Annotated in this window: 17 protein-coding genes; 1 reads left to right on the forward strand and 16 read right to left on the reverse strand. The window is 45.0% G+C overall.

Annotated features, from left to right (window positions below; genetic code table 11):
• Nucleotides 1-53: 53 nt before the first annotated feature.
• Nucleotides 54-1,742, forward strand: a complete 1,689-nt coding sequence (locus M5J74_RS03725) for a glycosyltransferase family 39 protein (RefSeq protein ID WP_250015413.1) — start codon at nt 54-56, stop codon at nt 1,740-1,742.
• Nucleotides 1,743-1,782: 40 nt separating this feature from the next.
• On the opposite strand, the gene M5J74_RS03730 is transcribed toward M5J74_RS03725, so the two are convergent.
• From M5J74_RS03730 to M5J74_RS03805, 16 genes are all read right to left on the reverse strand, one after another.
• Nucleotides 1,783-2,094 (reverse strand): hypothetical protein, encoded by a 312-nt coding sequence (locus M5J74_RS03730; protein WP_250015415.1) that lies wholly within the window; start codon nt 2,092-2,094, stop codon nt 1,783-1,785.
• 501 nt (nt 2,095-2,595) lie between these two features.
• The gene (locus M5J74_RS03735; RefSeq protein WP_250015417.1) at nt 2,596-3,552 is read right to left on the reverse strand and encodes an NAD(P)-dependent oxidoreductase; all 957 of its coding nucleotides are present in this window, start codon (nt 3,550-3,552) and stop codon (nt 2,596-2,598) included.
• Between the two features lie 439 nt (nt 3,553-3,991).
• Nucleotides 3,992-5,314, reverse strand: a complete 1,323-nt coding sequence (locus tag M5J74_RS03740) for an NAD(P)H-dependent oxidoreductase (protein ID WP_250015419.1) — start codon at nt 5,312-5,314, stop codon at nt 3,992-3,994.
• Between the two features lie 283 nt (nt 5,315-5,597).
• Nucleotides 5,598-6,947 (reverse strand): GDSL-type esterase/lipase family protein, encoded by a 1,350-nt coding sequence (locus M5J74_RS03745; protein WP_250015421.1) that lies wholly within the window; start codon nt 6,945-6,947, stop codon nt 5,598-5,600.
• Between the two features lie 121 nt (nt 6,948-7,068).
• Nucleotides 7,069-8,400 carry a GDSL-type esterase/lipase family protein gene (locus M5J74_RS03750; RefSeq protein WP_015152796.1) on the reverse strand — a complete coding sequence of 444 codons (1,332 nt, stop codon included), beginning with the start codon at nt 8,398-8,400 and terminating at the stop codon, nt 7,069-7,071.
• A gap of 2 nt (nt 8,401-8,402) precedes the next feature.
• Nucleotides 8,403-8,951, reverse strand: a complete 549-nt coding sequence (gene rfbC / locus M5J74_RS03755) for a dTDP-4-dehydrorhamnose 3,5-epimerase (RefSeq protein ID WP_015152797.1) — start codon at nt 8,949-8,951, stop codon at nt 8,403-8,405.
• 88 nt (nt 8,952-9,039) lie between these two features.
• Entirely contained in the window at nt 9,040-9,789 is a 750-nt protein-coding gene (locus M5J74_RS33095; RefSeq protein ID WP_305883618.1) for a DapH/DapD/GlmU-related protein, read from the reverse strand.
• Between the two features lie 190 nt (nt 9,790-9,979).
• Nucleotides 9,980-11,161 carry a glycosyltransferase gene (locus tag M5J74_RS03765; RefSeq protein WP_250015423.1) on the reverse strand — a complete coding sequence of 394 codons (1,182 nt, stop codon included), beginning with the start codon at nt 11,159-11,161 and terminating at the stop codon, nt 9,980-9,982.
• Nucleotides 11,162-11,398: 237 nt separating this feature from the next.
• Nucleotides 11,399-13,249, reverse strand: coding sequence for a heterocyst formation ABC transporter subunit HepA (hepA, locus tag M5J74_RS03770; protein WP_015152800.1), 1,851 nt, complete (start codon nt 13,247-13,249; stop codon nt 11,399-11,401).
• A 230-nt stretch (nt 13,250-13,479) separates the two neighbouring features.
• Nucleotides 13,480-14,307 (reverse strand): class I SAM-dependent methyltransferase, encoded by an 828-nt coding sequence (locus M5J74_RS03775; protein WP_015152801.1) that lies wholly within the window; start codon nt 14,305-14,307, stop codon nt 13,480-13,482.
• 43 nt (nt 14,308-14,350) lie between these two features.
• Nucleotides 14,351-16,048 (reverse strand): GMC oxidoreductase, encoded by a 1,698-nt coding sequence (locus tag M5J74_RS03780; RefSeq protein WP_250015425.1) that lies wholly within the window; start codon nt 16,046-16,048, stop codon nt 14,351-14,353.
• 257 nt (nt 16,049-16,305) lie between these two features.
• Nucleotides 16,306-17,073, reverse strand: coding sequence for a DapH/DapD/GlmU-related protein (locus M5J74_RS03785; protein WP_371934002.1), 768 nt, complete (start codon nt 17,071-17,073; stop codon nt 16,306-16,308).
• 4 nt (nt 17,074-17,077) lie between these two features.
• Nucleotides 17,078-17,920 carry a beta-1,6-N-acetylglucosaminyltransferase gene (locus M5J74_RS03790; protein WP_250015428.1) on the reverse strand — a complete coding sequence of 281 codons (843 nt, stop codon included), beginning with the start codon at nt 17,918-17,920 and terminating at the stop codon, nt 17,078-17,080.
• Between the two features lie 285 nt (nt 17,921-18,205).
• On the reverse strand, nt 18,206-19,066 hold the full coding sequence (locus M5J74_RS03795) for a glycosyltransferase (protein ID WP_250015429.1): 861 nt from the start codon (nt 19,064-19,066) through the stop codon (nt 18,206-18,208).
• A 173-nt stretch (nt 19,067-19,239) separates the two neighbouring features.
• A complete protein-coding gene (locus M5J74_RS03800) occupies nt 19,240-20,949 on the reverse strand; it encodes an FAD-dependent oxidoreductase (RefSeq protein WP_127023321.1) in 1,710 nt (569 codons plus the stop codon).
• Nucleotides 20,939-22,105 carry a thioesterase domain-containing protein gene (locus M5J74_RS03805; RefSeq protein ID WP_106166119.1) on the reverse strand — a complete coding sequence of 389 codons (1,167 nt, stop codon included), beginning with the start codon at nt 22,103-22,105 and terminating at the stop codon, nt 20,939-20,941. Before M5J74_RS03805 ends, M5J74_RS03800 begins: the two co-directional genes overlap by 11 nt.
• Nucleotides 22,106-22,116 lie beyond the last annotated feature (11 nt).

Here is a 22,116-nt window from a genome sequence, read left to right on the forward strand (position 1 = left end):
CAACATGAAACCATACGTCTTTAGATGAAAATCTAATATATAACGGTTTTTTAATGCATCGTTCCCTCACTAGCAAAAATTCCACTTGGTTGCAGAGGTTTCTCGTAGCTATTTTAGTTTTAGGTATATTTTTTCGCTTAATTAACCTCGATCGCAAAGTTTACTGGTTCGACGAAGGCTTTACTTCTTTAAGAGTTGGCGGTTATGTGATTCGAGAAGTCGTACAGCAGACTTTTAACGGGAACATTATTGATGTTAGCGAATTTCGGCAATATTTAAGTCCAAATCACAACCGCAATTGGCTAGATACGATCGAATCGTTAGCAATAGAAGATCCACAGCATCCACCACTTTATTATTTAATGTTGCGTCAGTGGATGCAATGGTTTGGTAATTCGGTGGCAGCTATCCGCAGTTTGTCGGCTGTTACTAGCTTACTTGTATTTCCTTGCATCTATTGGCTGTGCCGAGAATTATTTCCATTATCGCCCTTAACGGGATGGATGGCGATCGCTCTAGTGGCTATTTCTCCGTTTCACGTCCTCTACGCTCAAGAAGCGCGACAGTATAGTTTATGGACTGTGACAATTTTACTTTCTAGTGCTGCTTTATTACAAGCAAAGCGCTGCTACAGTCGGTTGAATTGGGGAATTTACGCGATCGCGATCGCATCTGCTCTATATACATTTTTATTTTCTGCTTTTGTAGCGATCGCGCACGGAATTTATATATTTGTAAGTGAAAATTCGAGTCGAAGGTGGCGCTGGACAAACACAGTTCGAGCTTATTTATTTGCGACAAGTATAGCATTAGCAATCTTCACCCCTTGGATCGCGATCGCCATTCATAACTATGGCAGATTGCGAGATTCAACGAACTGGATATCCGCAGCTAAAATATCTGCTTGTCAGCTAGTCTTTTCGTGGGGAAATACGGTAAAACTAATTTTTTTCAATGTCACTAATTTAGACTTTTTAATCTTGCCATTGACTCTGATTTTAGTCGGATATGCAGCCTATTTTACCTATCGGTTTTCCGAACGTAAAGTTTGGTTGTTTCTGTTCACTCTATTTGGAGGTACAGCCTTATGTCTGGCAATTCCAGACTTTATCACTCAGGGACAAAGAACGCTACAAGCTCGATTTTTAATTCCCTGCTATCTCAGCATTCAAATTGCTGTTGCTTATCTTTTTACTACTAAAATTGCTTCCCCTCATTTTCCTCAATGGCAAAGAAAAATGTGGTTATGGATAGCGATCGCTGTCTTCACAGGTGGGATATTTTCTTCTACTAAAATTGCTTACTCAGAAACTGCATGGAATAAAGGTAAAAATCAAAACGATCTTGAAATTGCTCGAATTATCAATCAGGCTGCTCGTCCGCTAGTCGTTGTCAGTAATTATCAATCTCTGTACGATTGTAATGCTACTTATTTATTTTCTTTTAGCCATTTTCTAAATCCAAACGTTAAGCTTTTGCTAGTCAATCAAAAAAATATTGAAATCAATGCAGATCAATTCAGTAATGTATTTTTATATAATCCCTGCGGTTTGACAGATTTTAAATCTAGCTTTGCCAGGGAGTTTTTAGCGCTGATAGCTCAGCTTAAAACAGAGCAAAATTATATAATAGAGCCAATAAATGTCGAACAGTCTAATGTTATTTGGTCATTAAAATCCGTGCAACGAACTATAGAGGGCGCACAGCCGTGCGCCCCCTACAAATGTATTTTACCTGCATAAGAAACGCTATAGTTACAGCCCTTCTTAAAAGATTCAGCCCCTAAATTTGACTTTTAACCTTGTAATCTGTCCTCAAAACTTCCGAATAGCCAGTTGTCAATTTTGCTGTATTGATTGTCTGTTGTTTTGTAGCTTTTGGCATGTTGGAAAGAAAATTTGTGAAAAGCCTAAAGCAGTAAACAGGAATTAGCAAAACCCAGAAAATAGTTGCTACAATTAAAATTGTAAAAGCTAAAAATCTATCTTCCACTGAAGGATTGGGCTGGCGATGAAAGAAGGTCATCCAATTCATCAAAAAGTAGCAACTGCCAGCTAAGAAAATGCAAATTGATGCTGCAATGATAGTGTTCATGCCAAATTCCACGGTTTTAGGTTAAACAGCAGTCACAAATAGTTCTTGAGATTTGCTATTTTGACGGTCATGCGTCATTTGCTAATTGCTAATATATTTCTCATCAGGGCTTTTCAGCTTAAATGAGACGTTAGACTTAGCAATCTGAGATAACTTGAAAATCGCTAGCAATCGCGTTATTGAATACACGTCATCGGCTTTTTATATTGTTTTTATTATTACTAACAACAATCGAGCGATAACTCTCCTTGCAAACAGTTTATGACATATGAAGTTGCGATCGACTCAAATTAACTTCAAATTAACTATTTTATGATTTGGCAGCAACCGCAAATTTGCCGATCGGTGAAATTATCTATATTTGTAATCGGGTGAAATTACGGAAAATCTAAAATCTTTAGAAAGATCGCTGAAATTTGACATGTGTGAACTCAGGGAATAACCGTAAGGGAGCAGAAAGATAGAAATACTCGCTACTCCTTCACGAAAACCCTCATTGCTTTAGGCTATTGACACAGTATGGAAAAGATGGTTTTCTGACCGATGGTAGGGCGATCGCGTCAATGTAAAGTGACTTTGGATCGAATCGGTAAGAGTAAAGAAATTTAATAATTGTTCCGCACCTTGCCGAGGATTCCAACCACATTGAAAATCAGGGAAAAACTGATGAATCTTGTCAAAAGTCATAAATAGACCGCGATCGCCAAAACCATGATGCCCAAAGCTAAAATTCTCAACTTGAAAAACTTCTGCTACCATAGCAGCAATTTCTATCAGTTGATAGTTATGATTTGTATCACCAACATTAAAAATTTGTTGATGAACCAGAGGACGCGGTGCTTGGAGAATGCAATTGATAATTTGGCAGATATCTAGAACGTGGACGACAGGACACCAAGATAGACCCTTGCCAGGAATATTAATCTTGTTAGCCGTCCAAGCTAATCCTGCCATATTGTTGAGAACGACATCAAAGCGAATGCGGGGAGAAGCACCGAAAGCTATTGCCGGACGGAGAATTGTCGGCGAGAATTCTGCCGAGGCGATCGCCATTAAATCGCTTTCAATCGCAGCTTTACAAGTAGCAGAAGGAGTTTGAGGACGAACAGGAGATTCTTCCGTAACGTATTCTTCCTCACCCGCACCATAAACGCTACAGGACGACAGATAAATAAAGCGACTGACTCCAGCAGCTTTGGCTAAGTTTGCCAAGTGCATAGCATCTCTGTAGTGGATGTTACAGGCGATCTGCGGATGCAAGGCTGGATTCCCGCAGATTTCTCCTGTATGTATCACTGCGTCGAAATTTTGCAAGTCGGTGACTGCTAGCTGAATCAAAGATAAAGCAGCGCCAGCGTTTGCTTGACTGACGCTAATCACCTCATGACCTTGTTGTGTGAAGCAGGCAACAACAAGTGAACCTACATATCCTTCAGGATCGGTAACGAGTATTTTCATTATTTTCCGATAGCACCCTTGAATATCAGTTATCAGTTGTCAGTGACTAGGGACTAGTGACTCGTGGCTAGACTGAAACAACTATCTAGCCGCCAGTGGCTAGTGACTAGTGACTCGTGGCTAGACTGAAACAACTATCTAGCCGCCAGTGGCTAGTGACTAGTGACTCGTGGCTAGACTGAAACAACTATCTAGCCGCCAGTGGCTAGTGACTGGTGACTCGTGGCTAGACTGAAACAACTATCTAGCCGCCAGTGGCTAGTGACTGGTGACTCGTGGCTAGACTGAAACAACTATCTAGCCGCCAGTGGCTAGTGACTAGTGACTCGTGGCTAGACTGAAACAACTATCTAGCCGCCAGTGGCTAGTGACTAGTGACTCGTGGCTAGACTGAAACAACTATCTAGCCGCCAGCCACTAGCCACTAGCCACTTCATAATCATGCGACTGCTACAGGAGATTTTGCGGTTGGCTGAATGCCGAAATATGCTTCTTGTTCTGCCCGTAATTGGTCGCACAGTCTACCTGTGGGGAGTTCTACATCGTCGTAAGTGAGAACTTTATCTTTTGGCAAATCTCGCTTCAAGCGACAACCAACAGCCAAACCCATCGGTAAAAGATTTTGCGATCGCACCACGTCGGCATTTTCGCATTGTCCGTAAGTCATGTACTCGCCAATCCCATCGAGAGTTTCTCCAGCTTTGAGGTCGATCTTGGCAGTGGTAACAACTTCGACTACAGCACCAGCAATCGGAGCCATGACAGGATCTTGACATAAAACCGCCCGCGCTACTGACAAGGGAACTTCAAAGTGGCAGAGATGGTAGGGAGTGTAAAAACTGTAGAGAGGACCTTCACCCAACTTGTAGAGATTGAGATAGTGTCTCTGTTTCGGGTCGTCGTGGGTTCCAAAGACATATACCCCTGGACCGGGTTTAGCACCAACGGCATAATCGACGATCCCACCTAATGCTTTTAATTGGTCGAGATCGTATTTATTGGTCATTTCGTCTACATGACCGTCATGATAGTAGCCCAACATCCCGCGCTTGGCAACTTGCATACCTGTAGCATTAGCCACGATCGCCTGCTCGAAAGAAATCTTGGTTCCGTCAGCAAAACTCGTTACCATACAAGGGTTTTGTCCCCAACGCTGAGCAAAACCAGCTTGGGTGGTAGGATTGCGGTAAGGGTCTTGCAGTCCCTTAATATTGCCGCAAACTAGCGGAGTTAAACCGATACTCTTGACAAAACGGTAAAGATTCATCTGCACGCCTGGTTGGTCGCCATCGCAAGCAGATAAGATAACCCCAGCGCGATCGGCATAGACTTTGAGAATAGGACCGATCGTCCCGTCGAGTTCCGCATTCATCATAATTACATGCTTGCGGTGGGCGATCGCCTTCATGACGACATGCGCCCCAAATTCTACCGCGCCCGTGACTTCAATCAAAGCATCAATGCCCGTAGCTTGACACAACAGCATTGCGTCATCTGTGACGGCATACTGTCCGGCGGCGATCGCTGCTTCTAAGCCAGATACAGTTTGGACGGCTTTTGCGTCATCTATTCCCGCTTCCCGATAAGCACGCATGGCTTTATCGACATCGCGGTTAAAAATCGCCACCAGTTCCATACCTGGGACGGAATTGATAATTTGGTTGGCAATACCTCGTCCCATAAAGCCAGCACCAATCATCCCCACCCGAACGGGGTTACCTGCTTCTGCCCGTGCTTGTAAAGCGCGATCGACAATGATCATGATGTATGTTCCTTGATAGTGAGTCGTGAAGGGGCGCACAGCCGTGCGCCCGAGTCGTAAGTAGGGGCGCGCAGCCGTGCGCCCGAGCTGTTTATGTCATGCCATCACAACGATGGAATACAGTACCTCAATTGGAGAATGAATCTAACATTCACTGAAAGCACTTTTGGGGTTATGGTTCCGAGATAATCTAACTTTAATGCTCTAGCATCGTTAAGGGTAGAAAAGCGAAAGAGGGACAAAAAGCCCCTCCTGTAAGAGTTTTACTCAGCGATCGCCTCAATTACGCCACTATACTAATTTGAGTTGGATTTAGGTTAGGCAAGCCGTTGAACTGAGCTATGGTGACAGCTGAGTTCGCACCAATGCCATCCACATCAAAACTCAATATCCCCGTAGCGGTATCGTATAAAAAGTTAGCATTATTGCCGAGAGATTGGGGATTGTTACCACTAACAAACGTGCCAGTAGCAGCAGCAGTCAAACTTAACATTACCCCAGCTGTTAAACCACCACCGAAACCGTTAGCAGAGAATTGAATTAAATCGTCGGTGGCGTTAAAGTCAGTAATCGTATCGCCGCCATCTGTATAGGAGCGATACACGAAAACATCTCTCCCACCGCCACCAGTTAGCACATCTGCCCCAGCGTCACCCGCGATCGCATTTCCCACCGCATTCCCGATCAGCGTGTCATTGTAGCTAGAGCCGTCAATGTATTCGATATTAACGAGCGTGTCGCGATCGACAGCGAACGTGCCTTGGCTTATACCTAAATCTTGTAGGGCTTCGTACCATAAACTAGCAATCTTACTGTAACCCGTCGTAGTAGGATGCAGCCCGTTATCATCTGGTGGTCTAGAAATATCGTCCGTCGTCAGAGAACTCATATCGACGAACTTAACTTTTTTGCCCTCTGCTAGCTTTTGCTCTACAATCCCAGGAATGGCAGCATTGTACTCCGCTATCTTTTGTACCCGTTCCTGGTTGTTAGTTGGGGGAATGGTGGCTACAAATACATAAGTATCTGGGGAATACTGGACGATTTTGTCAATTAAATTGCTCAGTTCTTGGGACATTTGCCCTACAGAATCTCCGTAGGTGTCATTTGTGCCAATTGTTAATAGAACAACATCTGGTTGGGCAGTGTTCAGCCACTCATTAACTTTGCCGTCGATCTGGTCGATCGTCCAGCCGCCATGTCCTTCATGGTCTTTATCGCGGAGAGTTGTAGGTCCATTAGACAGGGAACCAACAAAATCTATACTAATTCCATTAGCCTGCAATAACTCCGACAACTTCAGGCGATAGCCGCCTGAATCAGGATTGACATCACTGACAAAACCATAAGTAATTGAGTCACCCAGGGGCATTAACTTGGCTGTGCGCGTCGCTATGCCTGCATTGAGGTCAACAGTAACACCACTGGTAGCGTTGAAATAACTAACCGTGTCGATCCCCACGCCACCATCTAAAGCGTCTTTGCCCGTACCACCAATTAAAATGTCATTGCCAGTTCCTCCAACCAGCGTGTCATCGCCTTCCCAGCCATAGATGATACTGTCCTGGGCATTGCCTTGTAAATTGTCAGCAGTTTTAGTACCAAATATTTCCGGCAAAACTCTACTCCCCACACTAACTGGTTGACTGTTCTATCCGCACAATTACACCTATAGATAGATGTAACAGCTAGATAGCTACAGAATCAACACGGCGAAGAGTATTTCCGCACCTTATGCTTTAGTTTTACCGAAATTAAGCAATAATTTGGATTTGCTGCCAATTCAAACTAGGTAAGCTCCTGAGTCTGGCTATGGTAATAGCTGCATCAATCCCAACTCCATCTTGGTCAAAACTCAGGATGCCCGTGGCAGTATTGTAGAGAAAGTTGGCGCTTGTACCCAGAGCGAAGGGATTATCGCTGCTGACAAAAACACCTGTTGCTGCTTCTGTCAAGCTCAAAGGCGTACCTGCAATTAAGCCACCACCAAAATTAGCAGCAGAGAATTGAAAAAAGTCATCTGTACCAAAATCGGTAATGGTGTCGCTACCATGATGAGACGAGCGATAGATAAAGGTATCTATACCCCCACCTCCAGTTAGAATATCCCTACTTGCACCACCTTCTAGGACGTTGTTACTAACATTGCCTAATAATTTATCCCTATAAGCCGTACCAATAACGTTTTCGACACTGCTTATGGTGTCGCGCTCCACGATCGCGTTATACCATTTATTCCCAATTTTTTTGTAGCCTTGAGAACTGGGGTGAACGCCATCTGACCCGAGATCGTCAATGGTTAAACTACCCTCTGCATCTACAAAAGCGACTTTTTTACCTTGGCTAACTTTATTGTTAACCAGTTGAGGAAGCAGAGCGTTAAAGTCTTCAGCGTTTTCTGCTGCTTCTGGTTTCACACCTTTAGATCCATTTGGATCGATCGGTGCAATGGAGGAAACAAAAATCTGCGTGTTGGGAGACTGTTGCGCAATGCGATCGATCAGGCGGCTCAGATCGCCATACATTTCATTGACAGAACTCGATCCCGTATCGTTCGTGCCAATTGTTAACAGAATAATGTGCGGCTGATAGGTCTTGAGTATACCCGTGTCGAGTAAAGCAGAAATCTCATCAGTCGTCCACCCGCCATGTCCCTCATGGTCTTTATCGCCAAGACTGCTAGGTCCATTGGATAGCGAACCCACAAAATCTATGCTCAAACCATCCGCGACAAAATTTTGCCACAACTGAATCCGGTAGGCTCCTGGGGTCGGTTCGACACGGTGTCCGCCTGCGGTTTTAGAATCGCCAAGAGGCATAATTCTCGGCGTTCCTGACGTTCCGTAGATCGGCGCTAAAATAACACCTCGATTGAGATCGGCTACAATCCCCCTGGTGGATTGGCTGTAGTCTACGGTATCGATACCGTCACCGCCAATCAGACGGTCTTTACCCTTACCTCCGATGAGAATATCGTTACCTGCTCCACCATCAATAGTATCGTCACCCCCAGCCCCATTGATGATGTCATTTTGGCGATCGCCACGCAAAATTTCGGTAGCTTCAGTACCGTTAATCGCGCTCAACTCTAGACTCCTACACTCACGGGTTCTAATAGTAAAGACCAAGTTGCATCTTTAGGCGAAATCTCGGTCACAGGTAAGCGCCACTCAATCGCCAGCGCCGGATCGTTGTAGCGCAGTCCTTTTTCGTAACCTGGAGTGTAAAACTCGCTCACTTGATACACGACTTCAGCATTAGGCGTGAGGGTTTGATAGCCATGAGCAAACAAATCCGGTACGTATAAAGCTCTGCGATTCTCTGCCGAGAGTTCTACGCCAATATGTGACAAATATGTCGGAGAATCAGGACGCATATCGATAATTACGTCATAAATTGCACCTTGAGTACACCGGACTAACTTAGTTTCTGTAGCTGGGGGAGTTTGATAGTGCATCCCCCTGAGCGTACCTTTTTTGTGGTTAAAAGACAAATTACACTGAGCGACAGTTGGCTTTAATCCGTGGTCGATAAATTCCTTCATGCAAAAAGTTCGAGCAAAGAAACCTCTACGATCGACTCGCTCGTCTAAGTCAATAATGAATGCGCCTTTGAGTTTTGTTTCGATAAATTTCATGAATTTCTCCAAAAAAATTGCAATGAATGTCTATAACTAAACCCGAACTCTCCGTCCTCATCTTGAGATTTAAAGCAGTGCTTTATCTCTACAATTTGTTGTCAGCATCATGTCGTTGACAAATTACCTTAGCAGGTACACCCACTGCCACAGAGTAAGGTGGAATATCTTTAGTTACCACAGCTCCTGCTCCAATGACACTTCCTCTACCAATGGTTACTCCATCAACAACTCTGACTCCACTACCCAGCCAGCAATCATCCTCAATGACAATTCCCTTTTCTTTGTAAATAATTCCTTGTCCTCTGATGGGACGAGTGCAATCCGAAAAATTATGATTGCCAGCATAAATTCCGCCATGAGAAGCAATCAAACAGTTGTTGCCAATGCTGATAGATTTACCAGACAAACAGGTATAGGGACCGATGTGAGTATTTGCGCCAATCTCAATCGTACCCATACGATGAACTTTGATATCAACTCCACGTTCAATTAATGTCCCATCTCCGATCCGAATTCTGCTGTTGTGAGCGGAGCTTTTTAAGCGAACGCCAGACTCAAGAGTAACCGAATCTCCAATCCAGATTTTGCTCGTTTTCCCGACGTTTTTTAAGATAACTCCAGACTCAAGCGTAGTTCTGTTTCCAATTTCGATCCCATGAGGACGCAAAAGTTGAACGCCTCGATGAATTTGAGCAGATGTACCTAATCGCGCAAAGATAGTGCGATAGATCGGCATTTTTAAAATCGAAAATGGAATCCATTCTACTAATTTAGTGGCTAAAGTTTCTTTCCTATGGAGCCACTTTGATAAAGACAGATCGTTGACGAAATCCATGATTCTGTATCTCTCTACTGAGTTCTAGTTTGCCTAATTTTCCCATCCAATCTTTCACTATTGAATTTTTTGTTGCCTGACAGCGCGTTTATGATTGGAATAGCTGGTGAAAAATTCTATAACTTGGCTTCAAGATACTACATAACTCTTTAATTTTAGGCAAAGAAGCATTGACAAACGAACGCTTAATTTAATTAAGTGCAGCCCGACCAGTTGTTAATCCTCCACTTTCAGAATTTTGAGTTTCTTTCGGTGACAACTTAGGAGTAGCCTTGCTTAATACCTGTTTCAAGACTTCTTGATACCGCACAGCATTGAATGTGTTTGTAACTTTTTGACGACTCTGTTCCCAGTCCACAGGATAAGCTACACCGTGAATAATATTTAAAATTGACATGACAATAGAGTCAGCCGAAGGTTCGCACGTCCAAAAGTCTACTTCAGGGTCAAAAAATTCGGTCAAGGCAGGAGCATTCATAGTTAAAATTGGAAGTCTCATAGCAAGAGCTTCATTCAATTTATTTGGGAGAGCATGGCGTGCTGCATCTCCATCTCCGAAGATACCTAATGCTAGATCGCAGTTCTCGACTAAATATTTAGGTAAAGAGCCATCAGCAAAGTTGAGATCTTTTCTGAGAAAAACACAATCTCCAAGATTGGCTTGCTGAATCTTCTCAGCATAAGTGGAAAAAATAGGTCGGTCTACACCAAATAAATTGCAAGTAAACTTAACTTCTTTTTCCTTTAAAGTTTGCATTGCTTGCAAAATTTTGTCTATGCCGTGCAGAGGAATAAACGTTCCCCACCAGCAAATTCTAAGTACGCCATCCTGCATAAAACTTCTTTGATGCAGTAGCGTGGTAGAAGTATTGCAGTTAGGAGCGATAAAAACCTTACTGCGATCGACCTGAATGTCGAGTAGTTTTTCCCAATATACTAATTCGTAATCGGCACTATGGATCAAATAATCCGATTTAGTAAGAGCCAAAATATCGAGTTCCTTAAAGGTTTTAGCTTTTCGATCGTCAACTTCAATCATCTTGTATTCTTTTACATAATTGTCGTAAAGCGAGATATGCATTTCTACGATTAATTTTTTACGCAGCAGCTTAGCAACCCAAAGAACATTTTTGATATAAATGGTATTTTTGGGCAGCAAATATATCACATCGGCAAAGATAGCCTTAATAAAAAAGTCGATCCAAGAAAATAGAGTTAAGAACTTGTTGCTCGTCCAATAAAAGTCGGGATTAAATTGAGCAATACAATATTGCGATCGCTGAAGCAGATCGATTAAGACCTTAGAACGATAATTGACCGGAAAAGATTTTCCATATAGTAGAATTTTGATTGCCCTTGTGTTAGTTGACACAGTTGTTTCAGTCCTGAGTGGAAATAGAGTGTAGGGTGTGAGGGAAAGAGAGCTGAGGGAGCAACTACCAATTACCAAGTAACGCTTCGGTGCAACTTTCTCTTGTCCCCCCTTTCATAAGGGGGTCAGGGGGATCTCTTCTTCAGTAGTGCAGTTGAAGATCCCCCAACCCCCTTCAAAAGGGGGCTAAGAAAAAAGTCGCATATGGGGTAATTCCACAATTACCAAAATCTGGTGTTAGCTCATCTGACTGACTTCATGTTGCATTTGGTGATACTTCCAGAGATTGCCGCGCTGTTGCAGCAACTCTTGATAAGTTCCTTGTTCGAGAATTCGTCCTTGTTCTAGCACGACAACCTTATCGGCGCGAACGATAGTTGAAAGCCTGTGAGCGATCGCAATCACCGTGCGCCCTTGAGATAGCTTTTCTAATGACTCTTGAATCAGCCGCTCGGAAACGGAGTCTAAAGCGCTTGTCGCCTCATCTAAAATCAAAATATCTGGGTCGCGTAACAAGGCACGGGCGATCGCCAACCGCTGGCGCTGACCCCCAGATAATCGTACCCCCCGTTCTCCTAGTTGAGTATCAAAGCCTTCAGGTAGTTTATGGATAAATTCCAGCGCGTTAGCGAGTCGAGCCGCTTCCCACACCGCATCCTCGTCTACCTCTTCTAAAGCGTAGGCAATATTGTCTCGCACAGAAGCATTGAAGATAAATGTATCCTGACTGACTACAGCTAGCTTGCGACGCAGCGATTTAATGTCATAATTTTGCAGATCGATACCATCAATGAAAATTTGTCCTTGGGTTGGGTCGTAAAATCGCGGAATTAAATCTGCCAACGTCGTTTTGCCAGCACCAGAAGATCCAACTAATGCCGTCATCTCACCACGGTTAATCGTCAGCTTGATGTTATGCAATACTGAATGTTGCTTGTCGTACCCAAAATCTACAGACACAAACTCAATTGCTCGCTGTAACTTGGAAAACTGAAGTTTGCCATTGCGTAAATACGTTTTGTTATCAGTCCGCAATAGCTCTTTAATATTGCTGAACGATCCCTGAAAACTACTGAACTTCGCCCTGGCTCCATCTAATTGACGGCGAATTGGCATTAGACGTAACAAGACAAACAGAAATGTCAGCAAACCTGCTGGTTGCAGTTGTCCGTTTGGGATTAAGACAGCAAATGCTAAGAACAAAATGCCAAACAGGATAAAAGTAGCTATCCCTTCCGAGACAGGTTCTACTAACGCTTGGGCAGCTCTAGATTTAGTACTAGCTTGCAATAGTTGCAAACTCGCATCGTGAAATCGCTTGCGCTCGAAGTCTTGGGCAGCGAAAGCTTGAACGGTGCGAATTCCATTGATAAATTCCAACGCTACTGAAACATACCAGCGTCGAGCCTTTGTGGTAGCAAAACTCGCTTCTCGGATCTGCCCTAATAGACTGGTTATCCCCACCGATAGCAAGCCGAACAGCATGGCTGTAATTGCCGTCAGCTGCCAGGACAGCATGAACATGGAGATCGTATATGCGATGAGAGTCGAACCCCGCGTGAAAAAAGTAGCCAGGACATCAAAAGCCAGCGTAATTTGATTGACTTCGCTCGTCAGGCTGTTAACTAAATTTCCCGCACGGGTCTTGGTGAAAAAACTCAAGCTGAGTGCTTGCAACTGCTCGAAAACTTGCAAGCTTAACCGATATCCTAAAGTATACTGAGCCGTAAAAACGTAAAGCCGTCCTAAGTACGTCAAGCCCAACCGTAGTAGAGTTGTGAGCAGAACTAAAGCAGACGAGCGGAAGAGTCGCTCGCTGGTAGAAGCATTGACCGCTAAAATCCACACATCAAACCAGCCCACCCCAGTTTGAATTGGTTTGGCGTTGGGATTGAGTACGCTATGTAAGACAGCTAAGATAAACCCAACTCCAAAGCCCTCCAATACTGCCGCTGACAAGGTGAAAACTGCTGCCAGAATTGCAATTTGTCGAAAGTGCTTGAACTCGCGCAGGATAAAATAATATTCTTTCCAAAAGCTCGTAGCTACTAGAAAATTGCGAACTGGCGTGGGAAGTTTGATGTGCATGTGCTTTCTAGATATATGATTTCTAGATATTGGTTGCGAATGAGCGATCGCCAAATATGCGTGATAAATGGGGTATGGAGTTTAGGGTTTAGGGTGTGGGGTTCAATTGTGACTGGTGACTGGTGGCTGGTGGGTGATGGAACCAGAATTGTCCCCCTTGTCCCCCTTGTCCCCCTTGTCCCCCTTGTCCCCCTTGTCCCCCTTGTCCCCCTCTGCCCCTCTGCTCCCTGCTATTTAGCTATTAGCCAATTAGAAAAAAGCCTACGTAGTTTATTCAAACCATGCTGCGGCTGAGCGAGATAAAGGGTTGTATGGTAAACAAAGCTCACCATGCCGCGTTCGTCTGCCCAACGAGCGTGCAATTCCTGCAAATCCACAAGTAGTTGTCGATGCGCTGCTCCCTCTTGAGGGACAAATGATTTACTGAGCGCGTAACCGACTGTCCCCACCAAATCTAACTCGTGCTTGTAAGTAAAAGTATGGCGACGGACGCGCCCGAAATGCGAACTCGACATCAAGATCCGAGCGACTGAGTTTTGCGGCTTGGTCGTTGGTAGCTCGCTCATTGATGCTTTCACGAGGCGATCGAACTCTACAGAAAATTCGTCATCTGCTGCTCGTTGATTCCAAGCGATCGCCAGTCGTCCAGATGGTTTGAGAATGCGGTGAAACTCTGCTAGGGTTGGCTGAGGATTAAACCAGTGAAAAGCCTGAAAAGATGTAATTAGATCGACCGATGCGGTTGGGAGATGAGTTTGTTCGGCGCTAGCATCGCAGAATTTTACCAAGGGATGATTTTGGGCGGCGGTTCGCATTGAAGTATTCGGCTCGATCGCCCAGACGTGGATACCGCGCTCTGCTAGCAACCGCGAGGCTATACCCGTACCAGCTCCAACATCTGCTGCTGCTAGCTGCGATGGTTCACCCAGTTCTCTCAAAATAGTATCGATGACGTTGGGTGGGTAAGTCGGTCGATACTTGGCATAATCTACTCCGCGCTCGGAAAATGCGCTGAGTGGGTCGATCTCGTAATATGCTGAATTATTTGCAATCGTCATGAAATTGCTTAGTTTGTAAAAATGTAGTTGTATTTGTTGTTCGCTACTGGACGTGCAACAACTGCTCGTTGCCTATGGCGATCGCATCTAGTTTCATCACATGTTTAATCCGATCTGCCAGTCGCATTGCTAAAGCAACAATAGTCAGAGTTGGATTGGCAGCACCCCCAGTAGGAAAAACAGAACTGCCTGCGACGTACAAATTAGCAATGCCATGAATACAGCAGTTTTCATCGACCACACCTTGTTTGGGATCGACGTGCATTCGCGTTGTTCCCATGTGATGCATTCCACCGTAGTACTTGGGTTTAGTACGTCCGGTCAGTTCGCGCCATGACTGAAACTGACCGAGATCGGCTTGAGCAATTTCTGCTCTAAGGATTTCTTCTACCTGCAAGTTGCTCTGAAGTTCTAGCTCGCTCGAATGCCAGCGGATGTGTTGTATTCTCCTGAGTCCCAGGCGATCGCGTTCCTCGCCTAGCGTGACTCGAATGTCTGGATTCGGTATTTGCTCCGTAGCAGCCCAAACTTCAAACGCACCAAATCTTTTTTCATTATTTTGAAAATACGACCAACCGCCTTCGCTAATGGTATAGGGCGTTTCTTCGATTTTAAAAGTGCGTCTATAAATATGAGACTTAATTTCATCTATCCCATCAATTGCTACTTGCAAATGCGATCGCGCCTCTGGCAATTTGCCCCGTCGTATTGATGAGAGAAAAGGTTTCAGAGACTTGACGGCAGGTGACTCGTATGATAAAGATTTCGGTACGATAATTAGACTCGTATTTAATAATTGCTGCTGGCGCATCACTGCGTCTGTCAGACTCAGTTTGCCCATAATTAAAATGTTATTTGCCCAGCGGAGATCGTATAATGCTGTTGAATTAAATAACTGTCGATCTTTCGGTCGAAACACGCCAATTTGAAAAATTGGATGTTCCATAAAAAATCTACCAACCAGATCGTTTTGGTTGCCTAATCCAACATTTTGAGTCTTGTTTGACAGCAGCAACAAGCGAGCATTTTCAATTCCACCCGTGGCAAGAACGAAGATTTTGGCGGCTACCCAAAATTGATTTCCCGACAAACAAGCGACTCGAACGCGAGTTATCGCTTTAGCCGTATCGTTAGTTTCAATCTCGACAACATTCGCATTGAGATAAGTTGTAATGTTTGGCGATCGCGCAATTTCGCTTTTGAGTTCGTGCGTGAAGACGTTGCGCGGTCCAAACTGATACATAGTCGTTTCAAGTCGCCCCTCAGCTAAAGGTAGCCGTGGAGTGCGATCGTCTTCCCAGTCTTCTGCATGGTAAGCGAAGGGTCGCAGTCGGCATAAGTGTTGAGCGCGTTCGTAAAACGGATCGAGGTGAGATTTGTCAAACGACCAGCCGCTATATGGCAACCAATCTCGCTGTTCAAAATCGATTTTGTCTAGTGGCAGCAGTCTGACGCTGTAGTGGTTTTCTCCGGTGCGATCTCTCCAGCGGTTAGCAGTGCCACCAAACTGACGACAGCGAGACCTGTCAAGCTTTTGTTTAATTTCTTCAACTATCCTGCCCTGGGAGAGAGACTGCGTGGCTTCATCTAACTCGGTTCCGCCGCTTTCGAGCAAACAAACGCGAAAGTTCTGCGATCGCAACTCATGTGCCAGCGTAGTTCCAGCGGGACCAGTACCGATGATGCAAACTTCGCTGTCAATGACTGTATCTTCTGGTAATGTCCTAGCATCAACAAACATAATTAATTTGGCGAATCAAATTCGCGGCTACACAGACAAGACCTAATACATTTACGTGTCAGACCAAAGAGCTTGGCGATCCCCCAACCCCCTTCAAAAGGGGGCAAGAGTTCTTTGGGGACAAGACCAAAGAGCTTGGCGATCCCCCAACCCCCTTCAAAAGGGGGCAAGAGTTCTTTGGAGGCAAGAGTTCTCCCCTTTTTAAGGGGGTTAGGGGGATCTAGTCTTGACTGAAAAGTATTAGGGTTGAATATCTTCTAATTGCTGGGGCTGGGTACGAGATTTGACTCTGCTAGACTACTACGCAATTTCACGACACGGGCAGGCACGCCCAAAGCGATCGCGCCTTCCGGTATATCTTGCGTCACAACTGCACCAGCACCAATGACAGCACCCTTACCAATGCGTACCCCATCTAGGACGACGACCCCAAAGCCTAACCAGACATCATCTTCGATCGCGATCCCTCCTTTGGTTTGTAAAGGTTGCTTCGCGATCGGCAGATCTGGTGCAATCGCATGATCGTAGGGATAGAAAGCACAATTGGGGGCAATCAAGACATTGCTGCCAATTTGAATTGCTGACTTGTAGGCTGAAAACTGGCAGCGGGGTTGAACGGATGTATTCTCTCCGATTTGCAAACTGCCACCATTCCCCGTCTGAATGCAAATATCCTGATGCAGGCGCACCCGATCGCCTAACTGAACTGAACCACTATTGCGATCCTCAAAAATCAAAACGCGATCGCTAATAAAAACGTTAGCGCCGAGTTTTAATTGGGAGTGATACACGGTGGCACTAGGCGCGATATATCCTTTTGAGTTGTATTGAGCTAAACGACGACGCTCGTAGTAAGGTGGAATGAACCAGGTAGCAAGCCAAGTAGCAAATCGCCCGAAATAGCCTAATCCAGCAAATTTCATCCAAAAGCGCGACCAGATAGTTACGAGAAAGCTGAGTAATTTATCTGGTTGTCTTATTTTGCCAATTTGAGTCCAGATATTTTGAGTTAAACTGCGATCCATATATTCAGTCACAACTGTTACTCTTTTGAATATGTTCGGGTGCAAGTGGAGAATTATTTAAGGCTTGAGCGTCAAGCAAATCTAATATTTCACTATCTATCTCGGCATCAAATTTTCTGGCAAAATGAAAATTACCGTTGGTGACGATCGGATAATCTTTAACAGTTAGCAACCTAGCATAACCGCCAAGTTCTAGAGGATAGTCATGATAACGCTTGTCATCATTACAAAGATTGAACTGCTGACTATTGACTAACACAGTTTGAACTAGAGATTCTTCAGGACCGATCGTTCTTTTGTAATACCTCAATATGTCAGGATGTTCGTTTAAGTAGTTCATTAAAAACTTGACACAGGCTTGGGAAAGAGTATTCCAGTGCCATCCTCTGTAACATTTAAAATTGCGATTGAACGGAGTTTTTGTTTTCAGTCCGATCATAGAGTATCGCCATTTTACAATCAGCGGCGTGTAGTGTTCAATTTTTCCAGAATACTTTCTTAGTAGCCAAGCGGCTGATTCTGGAAGTTGGATATACTGATTGAAAAATCGCTGAATACTCTTCTCATTCCAAGCGGACTTTTCTGCCAGTGGATCGTAATAGCGGATAAAGCCATCGTATTCAGTTTGAGCCAGAAACTCCTCAGTTTTAGATATGGGTTGAGTTGGGTAATCTTGACCGGAAAGACAAACTAACCAATCAAAATCAGATTTACGAGCGAGTAACCAATTAATTGCATCTAAATAAATTTCTAAAATTGAGGAATTACCTCTTGCAGCCGATTTATTTCTTTTGATTATCTCAACTTCCGAGTAATTACCTACATCTCTTATATCTAAGTTAGACACACTAAAGTCATGATTAACCAAGACTATAGAGTTAGGGCTTTGTTTTTTAATGGTCCGAATTAGACGATAAATTTGCTGTGGATTTCTGTGACTTTGAATAAAGTAACATACCTTCATTTTTCTGCATGGTTAGATAAGTGAACGATGCAGATTGCCCCCCTGACGGAAGCCAAAATAACTTCGCCTTATTTGTGATTTTCATTCTTGTTTGTAGATGCTTACCGTGTAATTAAAATGCTATTTCGACATGTAAGGGCGCACAGACGTGCGCCCTTACCCTTTAAACTAAAGTGCTAAAACTTGATACTTGATACAACCTTGCAAGCGTCCCCAGCGGCGAGCAAAATGTGCCACCCATTTCATTCGGTTTTGCTGAGAAAAAATTTGCGGAGATTGCTTTAATATGCGCCACCAAGACTTTAAGCCTGCTTTCCAGGAAAGTTTAGGCATCCCTAGCGCTTTGTATTTTTTGTACAGCAGCACGTTGTACTCCCCTGCAAGGCGCGCCTGACGGTAGATAGCTCTTAGGCGATCGCGCAAGCGGTAATGAACCACTGCTTCTGGGACAAAATGGAGTTTTATGCCAGCAAGTTGCACCCTCCAGCAATAGTCAGTGTCTTGCACTTTGAGCATAGTTTCATCAAATCCACCAACAGCTTCATGGATCGAGCGCTTGATGCCAAGGTTACTACTAGAAGCATGGGGTAGATAAGGGGGATGGCTAGTTAGCAACTTATCTACCTGAGTCAGCGGGCGATACGTGAGCGTCCAAGGTTCGTTGAGTTTTGTGTACTCGCGCTTGCCAGCCACAAAATCGTGCTGGGAGAGCGCTTCGCCCATAGCCGATACCCATCCAGCAGCTACCTCATCATCGGCATCGCAAAACGCCAATGCCTCACCCACAGCCACAGATGCACCCACATTTCTAGCGTGTGCCGCACCTTGCCGATCGGATGAGTCCACAATCTGTAGGTTAGGTAATCTTTCCTGATATTGCTCGGCGATCGCGACTGTTTCATCTGTCGAACCGTTATCGGAAATAATAATTTCCCAAGGTTGATACCACTGTTGGGTTGTCAGTGCTTCAAGCTGACCGGAAATAGTGCCAGCTTCGTTGTAAGAGGGAATGATTACACTTAGTTTCATAACTCTTTTTAGATGCACCCAGTTTGCGTTTGACGTTTAATCTTGTGCTAGGCGACTTTAAAGAGCGATTCTCATTAGATCGCCATAAATCGTAGGGGCGCACAGATGTGCGCCCCTACTCGCGGATCTCATCCTATGGAATAAGTCGCCGACACAACAACGGATCGAGCAAGTTATCCGATCGCTCCTGCTGTGGCTTCAGCACGACTCATCTGCTCTTGAATTCGATCTGCTAGCCGAATGGCTAGAGCCACGATCGTGAGTGTAGGATTGGAGAGTCCGCTGGTGGGGAAAACGGAGCTACCAGCGATATATAAATTGTGAATTCCATGCACTTGACAATGCTCGTCAACCACACCTTCCCTGGGATTGTGACTCATGCGGGTTGTGCCGATGTGGTGGTATGAACCGCGCAGCGATCGCCAGGAAGCGTCATCGTCGCCCATTTCAATTTGCATTTTGCCAAGTCCAGACCGCTCGAATTCTGCCGCAATTAATTGCTGCGATCGCTTAATCGTATACTTGTCAATTGGACTCAAACGCCAGTCAAGCTGGACGCGATTCATCCCTAATTTATCGCGATCGCGGCTGAGGGTAATTCGGCTATCGGGATTCGGTGCTTGTTCCCCAATTAAGTGAGTTTCGCACAATTGCGGCTGTTTCGAGGAGCCTTTTTTCAGCAACTTATTAGAGGCTTTAGCATAAACTTTAGCCGCAATCCGATCGACATTGGCGATCGCCGTCATCAGATCTTGAATTAAAGTCGTGTCATTGCTGTGCTTGTTACCTTCCTTAATGCTGGGGAAATATTTCCGCCTGTGTTCCTTATGTTCCTGAAGCTTGGGAAAGGCTTGATGTCCGACTGCGCGCGGTTTACCTAACTGCTTCAACCGGATCGCAGCTCGTACCCATTCTTCCTCGTAAGGTATCAGTCTCGCGGCAAAGTTGAGAATTTGCTCGCGCTTTTGCACTTCTTTCGATAGTCCTAGAGCCGTCGCCACAAATGTCTCGTCAATCCGACAATTTCTGCCCGTATATAAGGGAATTTGACGGGAAGGCTGTAGTTTTCCAGAAATGAGATAGGGATGCTCCATGAAGAATCTGCCTACCAAATCGTGTTGGTTGCCGACTCCACCACTTTGCACCCGGTTGGAAGCTAGGAGCAAGCGAGGATTTTCAATTCCACCCGCCGCTAGCACGAAGATTTTTGCTGCTACCGAGAACTGTTTGCCATCCGAGCTTGCCACCCGCAGCCGCGTTACGGCTTGAGCGCTGTCGTTGGTTTCAATCTCCAGCACGTTAGCGTGGAGATAGGTAGTAATATTACTCGCCTGCTCGATTTGGGCGCGATAAGCTTCGCCAAAGCGTAAGTGGGTTGATGGAATAATCTGCCACAAATAAGTAGCCAGCTCGTCTGTTGTCGAAAATGGCACTTGTCGCCGTTGCTGTTGCGCCAATCCCTCTTGCCAATAGTCTAAATCATATTCAAACGGACCCAAATGACAAGCAGTTTGCGCCCGTTCGTAGTAGGGGTCTAGCTCCGCCTTGGGAAAACACCAACCGCTATAAGGCATCCAGGGACGATGCTCGAAGTCAATTTCATCCATCGGACGGCTCCAACCGCCCCACAAGTTGGTCGAACCGCCGAAATAGCGCCCGCGTGCTTCTTTCAAGGGAAAATAAGCTAGACCAGTATTCTCTCCCGCATACAGCGATTGAATCTGTTCCTCATAGTCAAATCCGCCACTTTCGAGCAAACAAACTTGTTCGGGGCGATCGCGCAATTCTCGTGCTAATGTAATTCCTGCCGCACCAGCACCGATAATACAAATGTCTGTTTCTACCAGCGTTTCTGCTGGTAATTTCAAGGCATCAACTAACATGATTACTCCTAGTCAATTCTGCTATATCTAATGCGGCATCTAAGCTAGCTCTTAATTTCTCGGTCAAGCCTGCGACATGAGGTTCTTTGAGCATAGAGCCGTGATGACCGGAAACGTCGTGGCTTTCCAATTCTCCGACGAGATTCCCCCAGCCGTATTGCGGATCTCGGTCGTACCAATCATCGGGTGTGGGAAAATCTCGTCCCATGTAGTACCAACCCATCGGGGGTTCGCTAGCGCGAAACAAAGTTACCTGACCTGGGTAAACTTGCGGTACGTAAGCTTTGACTGCACGCCTGATACAAATTCCTATATATCTTCTTTTCCGTTCGTAGGGCCAGTTCAGCCACTTAATTCTGAATAATTGATATAGCCGACAAACATTTTTGTTGTATACTCTCAGCCATGCACTTCTGAGCATTTTTAAAGGATATTTGGCTCCCAGTCGGAAAAGGTTGCGCCAGTGACGTGCCAGTCTTTCTGGAATTGATACTGGTGGGAAACTACCAGGTACAAAGGTATCGAACAAGCCTAAAAAAGCGACTTGCTCGCCTTCTGCGTGCAACTGCTGGGCGATCTCATACGCCACCAAGCCTCCAGAAGAAAAGCCGCCTACAAAGTAAGGTCCTTGCGGCTGGACGGTACGCATTTCTTGAATGTAGAAAGCCGCCATCTCTTCAATTCGATCTAGGGCTTCTTCTTTACCATCGACTCCGCGTGCTTGCAATCCATAAAAAGGCTGCTCCGCTCCCAAATGGTTAGCTAATTCGTTAAATACAAGCACGTTTGCGCCATTACCATGAACGCAAAAGAAGGGTGGTTTCGAGCCATTTGGTTGAATTGGCACGAGGGAAGACCAAGAGGGTGATGTTGTTTCACCGAGAACGCTTGCTAGTTGTTCCACCGTGGGAGACTGGAGCAAGGTAGAGAGGGAAAGACTTTTGCCAAATGTTTGCTCGATTTGAGCGAATAAACGGACGGCGAGTAGCGAATCTCCCCCAATCTCAAAAAAATTGTCTCTGATGCTGATGGGCGTAATTTCTAAAAGCTGTTCCCAGATCTCGACCAGTTGAGTTTGGGTAGAATTCTGGGGTGCTACATAGTCTGCTTCTAAATCGGATTGGTCTAATCTAACTGTTTGGGCAGAATGGCTCATAAGAAAAGATG

Origin of the sequence: Chroococcidiopsis sp. CCNUC1 (assembly GCF_023546805.1) — a bacterium.
Lineage (GTDB): Bacteria > Cyanobacteriota > Cyanobacteriia > Cyanobacteriales > Chroococcidiopsidaceae > Chroococcidiopsis > Chroococcidiopsis thermalis.

Excerpts from the sequence above, each read along its gene's own strand:
- M5J74_RS03725 (WP_250015413.1), top strand. The coding sequence starts at position 54 with ATGCATCGTTCCCTCACTAGCAAAAATTCCACTTGGTTGCAGAGGTTT.
- M5J74_RS03730 (WP_250015415.1), bottom strand. The coding sequence starts at position 2,094 with ATGAACACTATCATTGCAGCATCAATTTGCATTTTCTTAGCTGGCAGT.
- M5J74_RS03735 (WP_250015417.1), bottom strand. The coding sequence starts at position 3,552 with ATGAAAATACTCGTTACCGATCCTGAAGGATATGTAGGTTCACTTGTT.
- M5J74_RS03740 (WP_250015419.1), bottom strand. The coding sequence starts at position 5,314 with ATGATCATTGTCGATCGCGCTTTACAAGCACGGGCAGAAGCAGGTAAC.
- rfbC (WP_015152797.1), bottom strand. The coding sequence starts at position 8,951 with ATGAAATTTATCGAAACAAAACTCAAAGGCGCATTCATTATTGACTTA.
- M5J74_RS33095 (WP_305883618.1), bottom strand. The coding sequence starts at position 9,789 with ATGGATTTCGTCAACGATCTGTCTTTATCAAAGTGGCTCCATAGGAAA.
- hepA (WP_015152800.1), bottom strand. The coding sequence starts at position 13,249 with ATGCACATCAAACTTCCCACGCCAGTTCGCAATTTTCTAGTAGCTACG.
- M5J74_RS03775 (WP_015152801.1), bottom strand. The coding sequence starts at position 14,307 with ATGACGATTGCAAATAATTCAGCATATTACGAGATCGACCCACTCAGC.
- M5J74_RS03780 (WP_250015425.1), bottom strand. The coding sequence starts at position 16,048 with ATGTTTGTTGATGCTAGGACATTACCAGAAGATACAGTCATTGACAGC.
- M5J74_RS03785 (WP_371934002.1), bottom strand. The coding sequence starts at position 17,073 with ATGGATCGCAGTTTAACTCAAAATATCTGGACTCAAATTGGCAAAATA.
- M5J74_RS03795 (WP_250015429.1), bottom strand. The coding sequence starts at position 19,066 with ATGAAACTAAGTGTAATCATTCCCTCTTACAACGAAGCTGGCACTATT.
- M5J74_RS03800 (WP_127023321.1), bottom strand. The coding sequence starts at position 20,949 with ATGTTAGTTGATGCCTTGAAATTACCAGCAGAAACGCTGGTAGAAACA.
- M5J74_RS03805 (WP_106166119.1), bottom strand. The coding sequence starts at position 22,105 with ATGAGCCATTCTGCCCAAACAGTTAGATTAGACCAATCCGATTTAGAA.